Raw genomic sequence first — 18194 nt, 5'->3', positions numbered from 1 at the left:
TTATAACAGGTACACATAAAGTTAAATGATCGTCAGACTACATTAATTCTGACTCGCCACTACCTGCTCCTCTAGTGGCACCCTTGTATGGTGGCTGATCTTATCCAGTTCCAGTAGTGTATAGTTACCCTCCGGTGAACGCTCAAACATCGGCTCGAACTTAGCACCATAGACCAATTGTGGATGGCTGTAAGACGTACGCTGTTGCACTGTGTTAGAGAAGTGATCATCAAAAGCTTTGATGCCCAGTATCACTTCCATCCTGGCATCCCTCAATTGTTCATCTGTAAAATTAGCTATCGGGCTATCTTCATTTATCGGGTGTACTATTGTCCAACTCAGCGCCAGTGAGGTGACTTTACTTATCTCCAACGGTAATTGATAAAAGCGCGTGATCATCTTACCATTCTCGTTTACATGAAGCGCTACGGTCAATTGGGCTTCCGCATCTGTAAGGTGGTTATTCTTATAAGTGGCTATACGAGCCATCAGTGCTTTACCACCCTTGTGAGGTGCTACTATCAGATTGTTACTAAACAGTATGTAAGCACGCGGACGCGAAAAACGACCGTAGATAAGACCGGTTACCACGGCAAATGCCAGAATACCTATCAAAGATTCTGTAGAAGCAACAAAATTGGTAAGAATACCCGATGGTGCTACGTGGCCATAACCCACAGTGGTGAGTGTTTGCGAGCTAAAGAAAAAGGCATTGAGAAAACGGATGTACAACGGTGCATGTACATCAATACCCTCCAGGTGATCTACGCCAATAGTAAAGTAAATAACGGCGAAAAACAGGTTAATCGCCGTATAGAAAGCAAAGATGGTAAGTGTAAAGTTCATACGACTCATCCGCAGCAAAGAGTGATAGATGCTGATGCGCTCGTAAAACGGCAACCCTGTTTTACGCAGGTTGTTAGATCCGTCGGCATTTACCAGTCTGCCACCTTCCACACTACTATTGGCACCAAATCCGGTATTGCTTATATCCTTAAATTTCGTTTTGTTGTGCGATGTCGCCATTTTTACTGTTCCTGATCTCTACAAAAAGAGCAACTAGTATTGTTACTATCATGGCTACTATGCCCAATAACAAACTGACCCTGGTTTGAAAAAATGAAGTTACCAAATAATGCAGAAATGCGAACAAAGGAATGAATATTAAAAGCTTAACGGCCCAGTTACTTAAAGGCACAAGGTTATATGCCTTGGTTTTCAACAACCGGCTGATGTGATAGAAATAATAAACAAACTGCGTATAACTGGAGATGATAAAACTCAACGCTAACCCCGGTAGCCCCAGCCATTTGTAGAGCGGGTACATCAGCAGGCAGGCCAACACCAATTCGCCGACAGCCCCCGTAGTACTTAAATGACCCTTATGCAGCTTCTGGAATACTGTAATAAAGCTATAAGTACGAAACGGCAAGATGAACAGCATAACAAAAAACACCGGTACAGCTTCCTGGTAACCGGGCAGTAAAACCGCAAACAACTCATACCTGAAAAACATGAGGAAGAACATAAGCGGGAACACGATATTGGAAAGATACCTAGCCGAATGATTCATTAACTGCATCAGGTTGGTATTTTCATCCTTTGCCTTCACCCTATTCATTTGTATCAACACCGCACTACCCGATGCACTTAAGATGAGTGGCAGGAAAGGTACATTTTGCGTGCCGTTAAAGTATATGGCAGATGCCGCGGCTGTAAGTAATATTGAAACAAGGAACTTGTCTATCCACGAAGAAACACTCTGCAGAATATCATAAAAGCCCATATGCAGCCAAAGCGTTCTTATTTCTTTTACAGTTCTTATCTCTTCAGTATCATCCTTCTCCAATTGTCTTGCACTTACACCTAACATAATAAGTGAGGACACAAGTCGTAAACAATTCAATATCAGCAAGTATAAGAATACACCACGCTGAGTAAATGCATTATCCAGAACCATTTTATGAATGGCGAGATAACCTAGTGCATAGCCCGAATTTATAATGAGCAGGCCTTTAATATTCTTAAAAACGATCAGAAACGACTCAGTAATAATACCCATTGCAAAGGTGATCATAAACAATAGTGGTATAAGCCACCCGGCCTGTAGGGAATCAACCTGAAGCCATGCAAAGCCACCACTAAGCAGGCATAGCCACATGCCATACAGTAAATACTGCTTAATGGAAACTGTCTTAGCCAGCTTTAAAATGGTGCCTGGTGCATAAGTAGTGATAAGCACATGTATACCAAAACAGGCCAATGGATAGATAAAATACAACTGGGTCCAGAAGTTCTGGTAAGTACCATAGGTGGGCTTGTCAAGGTGTCGGGAATAGTATAACAGCACCAACAGGTTAGCCACAGAGGGGAAGAACCTGATAAGGAAGATGAATACTGAATTACTGAATAAGGAGTTACTGTTTAGTTTTGGCAAAGGCATCGCATTCCTCCTTGTTTAGGTATTTGACTATCTTCGCAGGGTTACCAACTATTACGCAATACCCTTCCGGGAAACTCTTGGTAACAATAGCACCGGCTCCTACCACAGTAAAATCACCCAGCTTTACACCCGGAAGAATGACAACATTCATCGCTATCCAGCAAAACTTACCGATCTCCATTGGTGGTCCCGGCAAATGCTTATCATTGTCTATCGGGTCATGATTGGCCGATATCAGCCCGGCATTGGGAGCTATGTTCGTATAATCGCCCAATATGATGCCATTCCGTGCATTAATGTAAATACCGGCTGAATCTCCGGGGTAGCAATTCTTACCCCGGGTTATCCGCTCAGGGCTATGTATGGTAGTAGAATGGTGTATGGCCCATGTGGTCTTAGCATTATTACGCAAGAGCTTCCGGAAAACGAAATCTCTTATGTAAAAGCTGAAACTCATTTCAGGACGCATGCCAAACATGCGCTTAAGACCACCTACTACTTCACTCATGCCTGCTCGTTTTTATTTGAACCTTTGAACACAGGTATAAACGCAGCAACACACAATAATAGTATGAGGATGCTGCTGGCCATAGCCACTGTTTTGCCTTTATAGAAACTATCAGGCTTGAATTGGAACTCTATTTTGTGCGGTCCTGCAGGTATTTTTATCGCTCTCAAAACATAATCCGCCTTCACGATCGGTGTTTCCTTGCCATCTACATAGGCTTTCCAGCCCTTGGCATAATAGATATCAGAGAACACTGCCAGACCATCTTTACTGTTATTTGACGCGAATGACAGTTCATCCAATCCATATTTAGTAAGCTTCACAAATGCGGCACTATCCTTACCTATTGCACCATTACCCAGGTCGTTCTTAAATGTATTACGGATGATGGCAGTCTTCTTTGGCTGGAATGCACCCGGTACTATTGTGGTATCACCCAACTGCGGCGCGGTCAACCCGTTGATCTCTTCATCTGCGGTGTTAACCAGCTTTACCTCATCTACAAACCATGCATTGCCACATGCGTTAGGATTAGGAATTACCTGTGGTGCGCTCTTCTGTCCGCCTACTATAATGTATTTAGTATTCAGCATGTTCAGCACTTCACCATTATAGCCCTTGCTCATATGGCGGTCTATCAGGTCTTGGTACATTTCCATCTTAGCTGGAGAATAACCACCTACACACTTGTGGAAATATGCCTGTACCGCATCGTTATAAGTGTTTCTTGACAGGTCAAGCACCCTGTAATACGGGTCCTTATCTTTCAGTATCTGTTCGTCAACAGGCCTTGGCTGGAAGGTGGCGTCAAACTCTGATGCATCTTCATAGTTGCTTTCATTCAGGTAGTCACGAGACACAGGCAACATATCTATGGCAATAAGCAAGCCCAAACCGCCTATCATCATCACCGGCTTTATCTTCTCAGTTACCAATGCCCAGAGCAATGCGGCTGCGGCCAATATGAATGCCGCACTCTTCAGGCTGCTTGACATGGCCAGAGAAGCACGGTCTTGTTTCAACAGGTTCACTAATTCTGCCTGGTACCCTGCATCTTCCACTCCTGTAAAGCTGAAGAACATACTACCACCAAGGCCCAACACTATGCATAAGCCAGCTGTGATACCTGCTGCTATTTTCAGCGCTTTCAATAATTCTTCCTTGCTTGTCTTTCCTGATATATACTCCTGCACGCCCCAGAAACCCAGCAACGGGAACAGGAACTGCGGTATCACCAGTGCCATTGATGGTGTTCTAAACTTGTTCAGCATAGGCAGGTGATCAAAAAGGAAGTAGTTAACGCCTTCAAAATTCTTACCCCACGACAACATAATACCTAAGAAGCTTGCTGCTATGATCCACCACTTATGTGGCGACTTTACAACTATTGTACCCAATACAAAGAGGAAACAAATGATAGCACCAAAGTAAACCGGACCGCTCAGGAATGGCTGAGGTCCCCAATACAGAGGTAATTTATCAGCACGGTCACCCACTACTTCGCGGGTCTTAGGTGCCATTTCTGCCGGCTCTCCCGATGCACCACCATACAAATAAGGGATCATGATACAGAAGGTCTCCCCTATTCCATTACTCCAGCGGAACGCATATTCTTTATCCAATCCGCCATTGGCTTTCTTTTCCTTACCCGACAGCTCACTCTCTCCACCACGCATGGTTTCCTTAGCATATTCCGCACTGGTCAATATCGAGGGCATTGAAGGACCAACACCCAGTAAGCCAACGACAATTGCGATAACAGATGATATCAAAAACTCCTTGATCTTCCCTTCTTTTATTGCTATGAACAACATAACAATGCCCATACTGAAGAAGATAAACAGGTAGTAGTAAATGACCTGGAAGTGATTATTCATCGTCATCAGGCACACGGCGACACCCCACAAAGCCGCACCCGGCAACCATTTTTGCCTGTAAATAAGGTACAGACCGGCTATTGCAGCAGGTATATAACCCATCGTCAGCATCTTTGTTTCGTGACCTACGCTTATTATAATAGCATTGTAAGAAGAGAACGCGTAAGCAAATGCCCCGACCATACTCAGCCAATGATTCACTTTCAGCACGCGCATCAGTATGTAGAAGCACACCATCGCAATGAAGAAGAAGTACGCTGGCTTACCTACCGCCTGTAAAACGGTCTGTACATAGCTGGAATAATTAAAATTGGCAGTACCTACATATACAGTGTAGCTGGGCATACCGCCAAACATACTATTGCTCCATAGCACATCTTTACCGGTAGAATCGTGATAAGCCATACCCTCATGCGCAGCACCCTGCCATGAGATATTATCATGCTGACTCAATTTTTTGCCTTGCAGCTGAGGCATACAATACAATAATGAAAGGACGGCAAATACTACTATTGCCAAAAGATCTAATCTTATCTTTTTGAAATCAAACTGCATAATATCTTTTTAATCGGAACAAAAATAAACTATCTCTCCACTATTAGTAGCACATTCAGCGAAAATAAAACTGAAATATTAATGAAGCTACTAACGGATTAAAAGTAGTGAAACATATATCACCTCGATCCTTTTTTAACCATTATTAACCCCAGCTATAAATAAAGCCGTCCCGGAATTTTCGGGACGGCTCATTCGTTCTATAAATATCAATTTACCTTATCAGTGTTACTTCACCTTTCTGTACCACTTTCTTTCCGCTGCAATCATAGCTGATAAAGTAGTAATAAACGTCCATATCCTGCTTCACATCATTGTAAGTACCATCCCATGCACCTGCGCCATCTTCAAGCGACTCAAATACATTCTGCCCCCAACGGTTAGCAATTCGGAAGAAATGGATCTTATGATTACCATCGGTTATTGGTCGGAACACATCATTCTTACCATCGCCATTTGGTGTAAAGGCCGTAGGGAATGAAATGGTGCAGCATGGTTGTGCATCTACCAGCGTACTATCTATAGCCACGCAACCAAATGGCGTCTTAACTGTAAGCTTTACATAACCCGCATTGTCTATCACACCGTACTGGCGGGTAGCATTATCCTGAGTAAAATAATGCTCCGGAGACCAGAAGTAAGAATAACGGCTATCGAAATTCAGTGGACTGAATATTAAACTATCGCCCATACAAACCGACGTTTTGCCATTCAGCAATACAAACTGTGCAATTCTTGCATCAGGGCGTGGTTGCACATGAACCGTATCCTTAATGGTACTTGCAGGACAATTTGGATTGGTCACAGCATTAAGTGTAATAACATGCACTCCCGGTGTTGACCATACTACTTTGTAAGGGCCACCGTGGTCTGAAGAGGCAACGACAATATTACCGCCATCAAAATTCCAGATATAATCATTGATGCCGGGGCTGGTGTAAGTCAGTGCTACCAGTATGGAATCACCGGCACATACGTTAGGATTGTGATTAAAGAATGCCGGCGGAGCTGTAAGGAATACAGGAACATTGTAAGGAACAGTTGAATTACATGGCACATAACCATCGCCTACCGTCAGGTATACTGTATTATTTCCCAATGATGTATCAAACCGAACAATAATAGATGGGTCGGTAGCTACAGTCCCGGCGGTGATGGTAGAATAGTTTGGAACCGTCCATGAGAATATCGCTCCGGGAAACATTGGACCATTATAATTCAGGCTGATCGTATCATACTGACACTCATAGGGTTTACCCGGCACTATTGTATAGTTTGGTTTATTGTGTACCAACACATTCAGCGGTGACCTTGGCCCTTCACAACCCAATACTACCTGGCTTACATACCATGTTAAAGGTCCCGGAGTTGTTGTTGACGGAACAGGTGCGGTAGGGTTACCCACTCCTCCGGTGGCAACATTATACCAAAGCAGATTTGTACCCACTGCCGTAAGCGGGAATACAGGAGATGCATTCTGACATAGATCAATATTGGCGGTAAGCGGGGCTAATGGCAGCGGCTTAACGAACAGGTTAAGCGTCACCATAGAGTCGCAGCCGATAATATTGGCAAAGGTGTGATTGTATGTACCTGTTGTAAAGTATACCCCGCCTCCAAATGAATAGGTAGAACCGATACAGATACTGTCATTTACTGTAGTGTGGGTTACCGGTGTTACGGTAAGATTCAATGCCGCAACCGAGTCGCAGCCCGCAATTGATGTAAACAAATGTGGATACACACCAGTAGCGTTATAATAAGTACCTGCAAATGAAACCGACGCGCCAGCACAGATTACAACACTAAAAGATGTGCTGTAAATAGGGTTGACAATTAATGGTCTTGTTATCAGGCAGCCAGTTGGCAATGTATAGGTAATTGTAGTTACTCCTGCTGCTACACCACCTGCTGCACCACTAGTGGAAGCTATAGTTGCAACACCCGGCACAGAACTTGTCCAGGTCCCTGTTGGCGATGAGTTGGTCAATGATACAGTTGCACCAACACATACAGCCGTAGGTCCTCCGATTGCAGCAGGTAAAGGATTGACGGTAAAGGCAATAGTTGTAGAACATCCGCCGCAGGTTGAATAGGTGATTGTTACATTACCTGCAGAAACGCCGGTAACAACACCTGTTGCAGGGTCTACTGTCGCGATAGCAGTATTACTGCTTGACCACGTACCACCCGCCGTAGAATTACCTAACGTTGATGTAGCGTTTACGCAACAGCTATTCGTGCCGGTTATGCCCGACAATAGTGTTACCGTAACCGTGGCAGTTGCAGAACATCCTGTTGCAGTAAGATAGGTAATAGTGGTAACACCGGGACTCACCCCATAAACAACTCCGGATGAGGAACCAACAGTTGCGACCGCAGTGTTGCTGCTACTCCATGTACCGCCACCCGTAGCATTGCTAAGGGTGGTCGTTCCACCAACACATACAGATAATGTACCCGTTATTGGTGTTAGTGGATTCACCGTTACTGTGGTAGTTGCTGTTGCCGTTATGCCACAAGCGTCGGTAACGGTAGCCGTATAAGTTGTTGTGGAAGTTGGCGACACGGTTACAGGGGTGCCTACCAATCCACCCGGCATCCATGAGAATGTATATGGTGGCACACCATATACCGCCGAAGTAGAAAGAGTTGTAGACTGGCCCGCACAGATTGTAGAGGAACCGGCATTAATCACTCCATTACTTTCTACTGTATGACCAATAACAGTAATGGTCAATGGAATTGCTGCGCTGATATAAGTGATTGCACATGCAGCAGTTGACAGATAATTCTGGTAAAAATCCATCGTCATATTCAGATTGTAAGACGGACACTGAGGAGCAGGTATACATGCAGACAGATCTGCAAAAATAGAAATATTAGACCCTGTGCAGGTACCGGTCAGGAATGTGTTACAAAACCAGTAAAAACCGCCGGCACCGGTAGGACCTGTAGGGCTACGGCAAGTACCTCTTCTAAAATCAACAGATCCATCCCACATTGCAGCACCGCCGCTGGTAATGTAATTAAATGTCCATTGAATATCGGTGATAGTACAATTTGCCGGAACAGTTGCTGCGTTTGCATAAACACATGGCACTGTCCATGCCGCACTATAAGTAGACCCGGTAACAGCAGTATTAGTAGCCTGTGTAACAAGGGGATCAATGATCACAGGATAAGATGTAGAAGGCCTGTTCAGGAAATTGCCTGGCAATGCTATGTCAACTGTATTACCATTTATATAGTATTGCAACATCTGCAGGGTAGATTTGATATTATCTTTCTCCATTGCAGTAGCAGCAGAAACATAAAACAAGTTGTACCCCTCAGCATTCTTTATTGCCAGATTACCTGTAAACTTTGATTTACCTTCACTATACAACGACAATCCCTTGTCCATTTGCATGTGATCCCTTACCAACAACTGGCCATCAGCATACTGCGGCATAGCATGGTTGATGTAGAAATTTGTTTTAGTTGCTCCGCGAATAGTATATATTTCTATATCAACTCCCTGCCAGGCATTCTTTACATAGATGCCGTCATCACCTGCTGTATGATCAGACCAGACAGCCTTGCCCAGAGATACTTCTTTGCCACCTGGTTGAACGTAGATCAACTCCAGATCATTGTTAAAAGTAAAACTTTCACCGGCCTTACCAATAGATGTATAGCGATTAGCCGTATTGACAATAATAGGAGAAGGCTGTTCAGTGGCAGAATAGACACCAGCTTTTGAGCCGGGTGCCAACTGTGTCTTAATAGTACGCCAGTTTCCTGCCTCGTCACGATAATGCATGGAGTGTGTAGACGTTTGCTTAAATATATCCCTGCCGCCATCAGCTGCTTTCTCGCCTTTTTTTACATAGGTCTTAGATTGCTCAGTACGCTCTCCTATTAGTTCATAACAATTATCACAAGGCGTTTCCGCATATTTCAGCCCAAGCTCGGGATGGTTTTCATAACCCTTATTGTTCTCTATAACATGGTACCCCTTGTCTTTAGGATAGGATGTGAATTTTGTATAATTCCTTATTGCTGCATTCATGCCATTTTTCGCATGAAACTGCGTTTCCTGGGCTAATGCATATGGATTATGACCTAATACCGCCAAAAACGCTATAAAAGTGATCGAAGTGAAGATTTTCCTCATTGGGTTGAGTGTTATGTGTAATAAGATTAAATAGACGTATTTTAATAGACGTTACTTTCTCAGCATAAGTTGGTAATATAAATAAATACCATTTTAAATATTAAGAAAATTATCTAAACAAAAATAATAAAATTTCATCCGCAAAAAGAATTTTCACTACCAAATAACTGAAAACCAACAAAATTTATCTTGTAGAATTGTTTACGATAATTTAATCTCCACACCAAAACGAGCACCTGGTCGACGCGTCCCGCTTCGTCCAGACAATTCCCAGCTACAGGTATCTTATCAGTTGCAACGACCTTCAGGTCAATGTCATTTAGTTAAGATACAAATTAGATGTCATGATGCCGAAGGTATCAGATGTCTATAGCAAAATCAGACACAAAATGGGAAACGATGCCGAAGGTATCGGATGTTTAATTAAGCAAACTTCCCTTAACTAAATGACATTAACCTTCAGGTCGTGGATCAAGAGTAATTAAAAAAAGGCTTTAGCGGAAATTCCCCTAACGCGACCAATGTTTGGCATAGTCTTCAGTCTCACACTGGACGAAGCGTCCTGCTTCGTCCTCGCACATGCAAGCCTCCCGCTTGCGAAAAATTACCCATGTTTGGCGTAGTCTTCAGACTACGTCATAACGGTTGGCAATCTTCAGATTGCCGTATAAACTAAAAACCCCACGGAGTTACCGCCACGAGGCCAGGCACCTGCTGCAATAGCGCTTTAGCACTACTAAAAACATACTCCTCTGGATGCTCTACCCATCCCGCCCGAACAGGATTATTATGAATATAATTGAGCTTTTGATTGAAAAAATCTTCTGAATAAACACCTTCTGCATGATTATCATGCATCCACACCTGATAATTACTGCTGCGTTCATTGGTCGACGCATTCCATTCAAACCTGTGCAACAACCACTCCCGCCTGCTTTCCGGCTCTTCCTTTATAGCTGTGAGCATCTTATACGCAGTGTACTTTTTGAAATCGCGGAGGATACCCGAAATATTACCATCCTTACCCCTTACAATCATATGCATATGATTGGTCATAACCACATACCCATACACCACCAGACCTTTATCCGCAATGCAATGATTGAGACTATCAATAACTATGTCTCTATATACCTTCCTGGAATAAATATCTACCCAATCAACAATAGTTGGAGTGATGAAGTAAGTAGCGTATTGGTCTGTTATCTGGAAGCCTGTGCTCATGGGATTTAGTTTATAGGCTAATTTAATATTGTTTACGGCAATTTGAAAATTGCCTGCCGCAAGGACGTAGTCTGAAGACTACGCCCAACTGAAGGTAGCAGCCCGCATCAATTTTTTGCATTATCAAAGTGACCACTACACCCTTTGCACGAAACAGGCAAAACACCTCCCACAGGAAAACAAAATAAAACACACCGCTAATTAGCTTAATTTTGTCCCCCGTGATCGCACCAGCCTCCATAAACGAAGTGATGAGCCGCGCCGACATTGTCGACGTGATTGGGCAATTTGTGCGTTTGAAGAAAAGAGGAGCCAATTATATGGCCAATTGTCCTTTTCACAATGAAAAATCACCTTCATTCAATGTATCTCCGGCAAAGGGGATATATAAATGCTTTGGCTGTGGTAAGGCGGGTAATGTGGTCTCATTCATCCAGGAACACGAAAAGCTGACTTACCCCGAATCTATCAGGTGGCTGGCAGACTATTACAAAATAGCCCTGCAAGAAACCGAACGTACTCCCGAGCAGCAGCAACAGCAGCAGGCTGGTGAGGCACTCCGCATACTCAATGAGTATGCAGCCAATTACTTTCATGATTTCCTCTTGAATAGCGAAGAGGGTCAGCTGATAGGCCTGTCGTACTTCAAACAGCGCGGCTTCAGAAAGGAAATAATAGAGCGCTTCCGGCTGGGGTATAATGCTGAGTATAACGATCAGTTCTTCCAGACTTCCGTAGCCAAGGGACATAATAAAGACCTGCTGGAAAAAGCGGGGCTAATCAAGAACCGTAACGGCATCTATCATGATGTGTATCGGGGAAGGGTAATATTCCCTATCCAGAGCATGACCGGTCGTATCCTCGGTTTTGGTGCGCGTATCCTCAAAAGCAATGAGAAGGCGCCTAAGTACATCAACACACCTGAGAACGAGCTTTACCTGAAAAGTAAGATCCTCTATGGTATGTACCAGAGCCGTACTGCCATTGGCAAGCAGGACGAGTGCTTCCTGGTGGAGGGATATACCGACGTTATCTCTTTGCATCAGGGCGGTGTAGAGAATGTAGTAGCCAGTAGCGGCACATCACTTACCGAAGATCAGCTAAGGCTTATTGGTCAGCTTACCCGTAATCTTACCATCCTATATGATGGTGACGCAGCCGGTATCAAGGCAGCACTGCGCGGATTGGATATGGCCCTGGGCCAGAGCTTCAACGTGCAGTTGGTGCTCCTACCCGATGGCGAAGACCCCGATAGCTTCATACAGAAGTCGGGCGTAACCCGCTTCCACGAATTTGTAAAAGAACATAAGCAGGATGTCATCAGCTTCCGCTTACAGATAGGACTTATCGATGTAGGTAGCGATCCTGTAAAGAAATCTAAACTGGTCAATGAGATAGCTGAAAGTATTTCGCGCATCAACAAGGCCGAAGATTTTGCACTACAAGAACATTATATTAAGACCGCATCAGCCAAGCTGCAGGTAGATGAGACCGGCCTGGTTAACCTTGTCAATAAGTATATCCGCGACAGGATAGATAATGACAGTCGCCATAAACAGCGTAAGGAAGAAGCTGCAGCACCGGCCAACATAAGCGAAGAAGACTTGGCCATGGCCGCGGCCTACGGAGAAGGTGAACCTGAGCTGATAATGGCCAAGCCCATTGCCAAAGATGAACCACAGGAATGGGCATTGCTGAGAATATTGATAGAATACGGACATCTGGCATATGATGGATTTGAATCAGTAGCCAAAATGATAGAAGAAAGAGTGGACACCGCCATGATCGAAAATCAGTTGGTTGGCAAGCTCTACAACGAATACTTTGACCACTTCACCCACTTCGGATCTATTCCCGAGATACATTATTTCATCAACCACCCGGAACCTGATATACGCACCAGGATGGCAACATTGCTGCACCTGAATGCCGACATAAGTCCTAACTGGAAAGAGAAGTATGGCATTGATAGTGTATCAGGACCAATGAATTATGTAGTTGATGTAGACAGTACGATGTCTTACTTCGAGCTGAAAAAAATATTGGCGATACAAGATCAGTTGACACAATTACTACATACCGAACAAGACCCTGCCAAGCAGCAGCGCATGATGATGAAGTTTATGGAACTGCGAAAAATGGAACGGGAAATATTAAAAAGGCATCAACAGGTAGTATTCAAATCACTAAAAAGCAAATAACATTTTGGGCAGAATAGTAGCACTCGACTTCGGGAAAAAACGTACAGGCATCGCGGTCTCAGATCCATTACAGATCATTGCCTCGGCGCTTGACACGGTTGATTCCAACGAACTGATAGGCTACCTCAAGAAGTACATTGCCGCCGAACCCGTCGAAAAGATCATCATCGGCTATCCCCTCAACATGGACGACACCCCTACCGATGCCACCCCACTCGTTGAAAAATTCATCAAAAAATTCGCCAACGTCTTCCCCTCTATGCCGGTAATACAAGTAGACGAACGCATGACCTCCAAAATGGCCAGCCGCGAAATATCCGGAATGGGGCTAAAGAAAAAAGACCGCGAAAAGAAGGAACTTATTGATGCCGTTGCTGCTGTAATGATGCTGCAAGAGTACATGGGGATAGGCTACTAAACAAAAAGAAGCGCGCTGAGTATAAACTCTGTTTACGCTGTCAAAGATTGTCACGGTGACGCCCAAGTTTACACAGAGCTTGTCTAAGTGAACCGCGGCATTCGCACAGGAGATATTCGTTTTGTACCTCTCTGCCAGGTAACATGTCAGTGGTAGAGATGCATAATTGCGTCTCTACAGAAGTTGTTTCCGAACGCAAAAAAGCCGTCATTGCGAGCCCTTCGCGAAGCAATCTAGTATCGGGACGTATTCGTTTTGTAATCGTATCCAGACTTGGCAAATTCGAATAGTAAACCAAATACAATGAAACCGACCATACTACTCTGCTGAGCGTTAGTCTCTGACTACGCTCGAGCGGTAGCCGGTCTCCCGACCGGCACATCGGGCCGATTCTCTTTGAGAAAAAAGAAATACAGCACATAAACGCTGTGCTCGTTTATCCCAACATTTTACTTGACAATCTTAAACTGGCAATATATATTTGCAGAGCCTTTACCTAAAGCTATATTATTATGAAAAAATATTACTTACTTCTATTGCTTATACTTGCAGTATGTATGTTCACAGCCTGTTCTAAAAGCAAGAATAGTGGCCCTACCACCAATACCGACACTACGTACACAGGCTATTACTGCGATCTTGATAAAGACTACATCCACTACCATCTAAGGGAATCAACACTATCTAAATACGCCCTGGTAAGCATGAGCGTTAGCCGATATCCCGACGACAGTGGCTGCCGGTTTTACCTTATGACAAGCAATGGCACCTCAGACATTTCCAACATCTCTTTCTATTTTTACAGGATGCCGGATAACTCATTCCGCATAGACTCGCTGAATCAATTTGCTACTATGATGGCTACCGATCCCTACTATTTCAATTCAAATTTTCAGATGTATAGCCATCCAACAGGTACTGTAATAATTACTCACTTGGGTACCGACTATTTTGAAGGATCATTCAATGCTGTATTTAAAAATAGTGGTTCCGCAAATCCCCATAAACGTGTAATAGGCTCCTTTAAAATGAAAAGAAGCGACCACTAATTCAGCAATATCTTTATCAACTAAATCTTATCATTAGCGGAAATTATGAAAAGAGTCCTTTTATATACAAGCATTCTGTTTATTGGAATGCAAACCATTTCTTGTAAAAAATCAAGCACGGTAGTAGTTGCACCCACAAAAGATACAGTGAGTGGCAATCTCCTTATCAACTGGATGGGATTAGACCATAGCTATAAATTGAATGCGAAGGATACCTTACTTGGATTTTCTATTAGCCAGGGAAGTATAGCATCTGATAGTAATACACTCTTCACAAAGCATCTAAGAATTTATCTAACGGATCACGTTAACGTGGGCATAAGCATATTTGCTCACAAACTCGATGAGATACAAGATACAGGCATTTACTATGTGGGCACAATAGGTGGATACTATTATGGTGACTTTTGGTTTAGCGATATGCAATCAGGAAGTTCATATAGCTGGTCGCCTATGTCCGACGTCTCTTATGTGCATGTTACAGAATTTACGAAGGGAAAGCAAAATAATATGAAGGCCAATTTCTTTCTCGTAGGCTACCCTGGTGGCTCTGTTGACAGGCAGGTAATAACGGGTAATTTCGATATTACGCGATAAATGAGAATGGTATCTGACCATCAAATCAATACGCAAATGAAAGCAATCCTCGTACCCCTCGTCTTCCTTCTTTCCCTAACCACCCATGCCCAACAGAAAACAATCATCCGTACCAAAACAGAACTACTCGCATCACTAAAAAACAACCCCAACAAAACCCTCATCAACCTCTCCACCTACATCCCCGGCATCACTCTCGATATCCGCTATGCCACTACCAATAACTTTACCCATCAAATACTCTACACCAACCCAATACCCTATCTCCGAAAACCCGCTGCCGATGCACTCAAAAAAGTACAGGCAGCACTCAACAAACGAGGACTTCGGCTCATCATATATGATGCTTACCGTCCATTATCTGTAACGCAAAAAATCTGGGATCACGTTCACGACAGCCGCTATGCTGCCAACCCCACCAACGGCAGCGGCCACAACAGAGGCTTATCAGTTGATGTATCTATCATCTCAATAATGGGAAAGGAAAATACTGGATTGAACATGGGTACCGATTTTGATAATTTCACCGATACCGCAGCCCATACCTTCAAAAAACTAGACCAACAAGTGCTGATCAACAGAAAACGCCTGAAGGCCACCATGGAAAAACATGGGTTCAAATCACTAAATACAGAATGGTGGCACTATTCATGGCCGAATAATGGCGGTTACGAATTGATAGATATCAGTTTTGAGGAAATTAATAATTAGTTGCCTATGTCTGAAGTTTAATTCTCTACAACCAACTTTTGAACCTGAATACCCGAGGAAGAACGTAATGTCAATATATATGTGCCGGGACTATAATTACAGTCAACCGTTACATTCTGACTATTTACCACTGTGGCTTGCATACACCTGCCCAGCAGGTCAGTTATGGTAAGCGTACATGGTAAGTTGCTTGCCAATACTTCAAGTGTGGTTATTCCAGATGTTGGGTTGGGATATATAAAACACTGAACAGGTTGCTTTTCTTCATTAACGCCAACGGGCCAGTGGTAGTCACATCCGTCGTCATATGCCACAGCGCGAATAGGTAAGACCATTGTGGTAATTGAGTTGACAATCGGGAAATTATTCAATCTGACAGTATCGGTTATTGAAGTGAACATAACACTATCCTGTAAGTGCATGGGAACAGCTACCGACCTGCAGTTATCATCAGCTACACTATCAGTGTGTAAGATCATTGGTGCGAATGGCGTTACGGCTACAGCAGCAAAATAAAGAGAATTATCGCGACCTGTATAAGGCGCACTCATTGCTTTGTAGTACGGCCACGATACTAAATTGGGCTGCATACTCCGACACATAAGCACATTGCCGGAAGTGTCCATTTTCATGAAGTCGTTAATTCCGGGAGCTGACCACATATAAAATCCTGCACCGCCCGAATAAATGCCGATATTCCCATCAGCAAGCAATGCCATTTGCGCCCCACTTTCTTTCCTGTCGCTCACTTTTTGCCAGGCTATATTGCCGGCTGACGACAACTTACAAATGAACATATCACTCGAGTATAAACCCAAAGGGCTAATACTGAAGATATTGCCTGCCATAACAAACCCACTGCTTGTAGCCAGCCCGCCGGTTATGTAATTCCCATTACCCGAAAAAGTAATGTTCCGGCTCCATATAACACTATTATCTGCGTTCAAATGACTTATAAGGTTACTGGCATTGCCACCTATTTTCTTCTGCACAACATAATAATCATTTCCTGTTCCAGAGTAAATATGTACATCGCGGGTGCCATACACAAATGTATCGGCCGAAACCACTGTACCGGTACTATCCAACTCTACCAGCAGGGCATAGGTAGCTATAGAAAACCCTCCACCAAAGCCGGTAGTATCAAAGTGAGTGTGCCGGCAAAGAACTTTTATTCGTCCGCCAACAGTAATTGCCTCATAAGGCACTATTATATCAGATCCCATGTCAAATATACTTGACCAATTAACTGTGGCATCCGCATCCTGCAAATGCACGGCAAATTTACTACTGCCGGTCATTGATGTAGACAATAACTTGCCTTGAAATGTACCAATCACCTGAATAGAATCCTGCCATTGAGGATTGAAATTGCTATCGATTTTAATGTTGGTTATTATTCCACCGGTCAGATCATAATCTCTGGATGCATATCTTTCAAAGCGCAACAAATGCCCTCCATCAGAAAGGGTAAGGATGGGGTGTGAGTAAGCATAATCTGCATGGCGCCCGTAATTTGTATCTTCATAAAAAAATCTGGTAGCCGGCTGCCCATTTGCAACTATGGCACACAAACAACAAGACAGAAAAGCAATGTATTTCATAGCAAAAAAATTAGGTCTACCTATAAGACGTAATTATTTGCCATATACTTGGGTGAGAGGTGATAAATAAATAATTGCCGTATACCTTCATAAGAACCACCATGGAAAAATATGGATTCAAATCACTAACTACGGAGTGGTGGCATTACACCTGGCCAAATGATAAGGGTTATGAACTGATGGATATGGGGTTGGGGGAGATTGAAAAATGACAGTATTATTTACCCGATTTTAGTTCTGCTATCGCTTTCGTATCAAGCAATGAAATCGAATTCAATGAACCAACTCTATGTTCCCTTATTGCTTTATCAACGGAGCTTAGTGGATAATTAATGAGTGTTGAGTTTTCGAACATAATTGCGTAGTCCTCTCCGTATTCATCATTTACTATTTTCCATTTCATTCCATGTGTGTTAACAAGGTATTGACCGAAAGCGAAACCAACGGTATTCATGAATTCATCTTGTGAGCAATTGAATTTTGAATTATCATTATTCCATAGATCAACAAGATCATCTAACGACGAAGCTGTATAGTTATTGATACTTATCCCTTTCAGGTGTTCTTTAAGTAAAGTACCTGCTTTCATCATTTCCCTTTCTACACGACGTTCCTGTTCACTATTTAAATTGGTGATTTGTTGATCAATTTCTTTAACTATTGCCTCTTTAGAATTGACTACTTCGCCATCAATTGTGTCTGTCTTCTTTTTATAATCAGATTCTTTTAGCTGATCATATTTGGGTGGCACACTATTATTGCAGGATAGTTGCGAAAACAAAGAAGACAAAAAAAAGAGTTTTCCCATAAAAAGTCCTAGTGATTTAGAGTGCATGGTCGAAAATTGT

The 18194-nt window shown here is 43.2% G+C and carries 14 protein-coding genes; 6 read left to right on the top strand and 8 right to left on the bottom strand.

The window, feature by feature from the left end:
* Positions 1 to 42 precede the first annotated feature (42 nt).
* The 6 genes from CJD36_RS02925 to CJD36_RS02900 all read right to left on the bottom strand — a co-directional run bounded on the left by CJD36_RS02925 (position 43) and on the right by CJD36_RS02900 (position 10766).
* Entirely contained in the window at positions 43 to 1026 is a 984-nt protein-coding gene (locus tag CJD36_RS02925) for an ion channel (protein ID WP_105037599.1), read from the bottom strand.
* Positions 995 to 2443: a lipopolysaccharide biosynthesis protein gene (locus CJD36_RS02920; protein ID WP_133162467.1), complete on the bottom strand. Its 1449-nt coding sequence runs from the start codon at positions 2441 to 2443 to the stop codon at positions 995 to 997. The genes CJD36_RS02925 and CJD36_RS02920 overlap by 32 nt, the downstream gene beginning before the upstream one ends.
* Positions 2418 to 2951, bottom strand: a complete 534-nt coding sequence (locus tag CJD36_RS23865) for an acyltransferase (protein ID WP_105037597.1) — start codon at positions 2949 to 2951, stop codon at positions 2418 to 2420. Before CJD36_RS23865 ends, CJD36_RS02920 begins: the two co-directional genes overlap by 26 nt.
* On the bottom strand, positions 2948 to 5383 hold the full coding sequence (locus CJD36_RS02910) for a YfhO family protein (RefSeq protein ID WP_105037596.1): 2436 nt from the start codon (positions 5381 to 5383) through the stop codon (positions 2948 to 2950). Before CJD36_RS02910 ends, CJD36_RS23865 begins: the two co-directional genes overlap by 4 nt.
* Before the next feature lie 214 nt (positions 5384 to 5597).
* Positions 5598 to 9542, bottom strand: coding sequence for a T9SS type B sorting domain-containing protein (locus tag CJD36_RS02905; protein ID WP_105037595.1), 3945 nt, complete (start codon positions 9540 to 9542; stop codon positions 5598 to 5600).
* A gap of 672 nt (positions 9543 to 10214) precedes the next feature.
* A complete protein-coding gene (locus tag CJD36_RS02900) occupies positions 10215 to 10766 on the bottom strand; it encodes an REP-associated tyrosine transposase (RefSeq protein WP_105037594.1) in 552 nt (183 codons plus the stop codon).
* A gap of 221 nt (positions 10767 to 10987) precedes the next feature.
* Between CJD36_RS02900 and dnaG the strand changes: the two genes are divergently transcribed.
* From dnaG to CJD36_RS02870, 5 genes are all read left to right on the top strand, one after another.
* Complete coding sequence (gene dnaG / locus CJD36_RS02890) at positions 10988 to 12967, top strand: DNA primase (protein ID WP_133162466.1); 1980 nt, start codon at positions 10988 to 10990, stop codon at positions 12965 to 12967.
* Positions 12968 to 12971: 4 nt separating this feature from the next.
* Positions 12972 to 13385: a Holliday junction resolvase RuvX gene (ruvX, locus tag CJD36_RS02885; RefSeq protein ID WP_105037591.1), complete on the top strand. Its 414-nt coding sequence runs from the start codon at positions 12972 to 12974 to the stop codon at positions 13383 to 13385.
* 512 nt (positions 13386 to 13897) lie between these two features.
* Complete coding sequence (locus CJD36_RS02880) at positions 13898 to 14434, top strand: hypothetical protein (RefSeq protein WP_105037590.1); 537 nt, start codon at positions 13898 to 13900, stop codon at positions 14432 to 14434.
* 87 nt (positions 14435 to 14521) lie between these two features.
* Positions 14522 to 15031 carry a hypothetical protein gene (locus tag CJD36_RS02875; protein ID WP_105037589.1) on the top strand — a complete coding sequence of 170 codons (510 nt, stop codon included), beginning with the start codon at positions 14522 to 14524 and terminating at the stop codon, positions 15029 to 15031.
* A 36-nt stretch (positions 15032 to 15067) separates the two neighbouring features.
* Positions 15068 to 15742, top strand: coding sequence for a M15 family metallopeptidase (locus tag CJD36_RS02870; RefSeq protein WP_161499186.1), 675 nt, complete (start codon positions 15068 to 15070; stop codon positions 15740 to 15742).
* A 17-nt stretch (positions 15743 to 15759) separates the two neighbouring features.
* Here CJD36_RS02870 and CJD36_RS02865 read toward each other — a convergent pair whose 3' ends face one another.
* Entirely contained in the window at positions 15760 to 17346 is a 1587-nt protein-coding gene (locus CJD36_RS02865) for a T9SS type A sorting domain-containing protein (protein ID WP_105037587.1), read from the bottom strand.
* A gap of 101 nt (positions 17347 to 17447) precedes the next feature.
* Here CJD36_RS02865 and CJD36_RS23815 point away from each other — a divergent pair, with 101 nt between their 5' ends.
* Entirely contained in the window at positions 17448 to 17558 is a 111-nt protein-coding gene (locus CJD36_RS23815; RefSeq protein ID WP_117601786.1) for a M15 family metallopeptidase, read from the top strand.
* Between the two features lie 5 nt (positions 17559 to 17563).
* Here the strand turns inward: CJD36_RS23815 and CJD36_RS02860 are convergent, their stop codons facing one another.
* The gene (locus CJD36_RS02860; protein ID WP_161499185.1) at positions 17564 to 18154 is read right to left on the bottom strand and encodes a DUF3806 domain-containing protein; all 591 of its coding nucleotides are present in this window, start codon (positions 18152 to 18154) and stop codon (positions 17564 to 17566) included.
* Positions 18155 to 18194 lie beyond the last annotated feature (40 nt).

Origin of the sequence: Flavipsychrobacter stenotrophus, assembly GCF_002954265.1 — a bacterium.
Classification (GTDB): Bacteria; Bacteroidota; Bacteroidia; order Chitinophagales; family Chitinophagaceae; genus Flavipsychrobacter; species Flavipsychrobacter stenotrophus.
The sequence above is the reverse complement of the archived record's forward strand: the minus strand, read 5'-3'. Positions and strand labels throughout refer to the sequence as shown.

Coding starts and splice junctions, on each gene's coding strand:
- CJD36_RS02925 (WP_105037599.1), bottom strand. CDS start 1,026: ATGGCGACATCGCACAACAAAACGAAATTTAAGGATATAAGCAATACC.
- CJD36_RS02920 (WP_133162467.1), bottom strand. CDS start 2,443: ATGCCTTTGCCAAAACTAAACAGTAACTCCTTATTCAGTAATTCAGTA.
- CJD36_RS23865 (WP_105037597.1), bottom strand. CDS start 2,951: ATGAGTGAAGTAGTAGGTGGTCTTAAGCGCATGTTTGGCATGCGTCCT.
- CJD36_RS02910 (WP_105037596.1), bottom strand. CDS start 5,383: ATGCAGTTTGATTTCAAAAAGATAAGATTAGATCTTTTGGCAATAGTA.
- CJD36_RS02905 (WP_105037595.1), bottom strand. CDS start 9,542: ATGAGGAAAATCTTCACTTCGATCACTTTTATAGCGTTTTTGGCGGTA.
- CJD36_RS02900 (WP_105037594.1), bottom strand. CDS start 10,766: ATGAGCACAGGCTTCCAGATAACAGACCAATACGCTACTTACTTCATC.
- CJD36_RS02880 (WP_105037590.1), top strand. CDS start 13,898: ATGAAAAAATATTACTTACTTCTATTGCTTATACTTGCAGTATGTATG.
- CJD36_RS02875 (WP_105037589.1), top strand. CDS start 14,522: ATGCAAACCATTTCTTGTAAAAAATCAAGCACGGTAGTAGTTGCACCC.
- CJD36_RS02870 (WP_161499186.1), top strand. CDS start 15,068: ATGAAAGCAATCCTCGTACCCCTCGTCTTCCTTCTTTCCCTAACCACC.
- CJD36_RS02865 (WP_105037587.1), bottom strand. CDS start 17,346: ATGAAATACATTGCTTTTCTGTCTTGTTGTTTGTGTGCCATAGTTGCA.
- CJD36_RS23815 (WP_117601786.1), top strand. CDS start 17,448: ATGGAAAAATATGGATTCAAATCACTAACTACGGAGTGGTGGCATTAC.
- CJD36_RS02860 (WP_161499185.1), bottom strand. CDS start 18,154: ATGGGAAAACTCTTTTTTTTGTCTTCTTTGTTTTCGCAACTATCCTGC.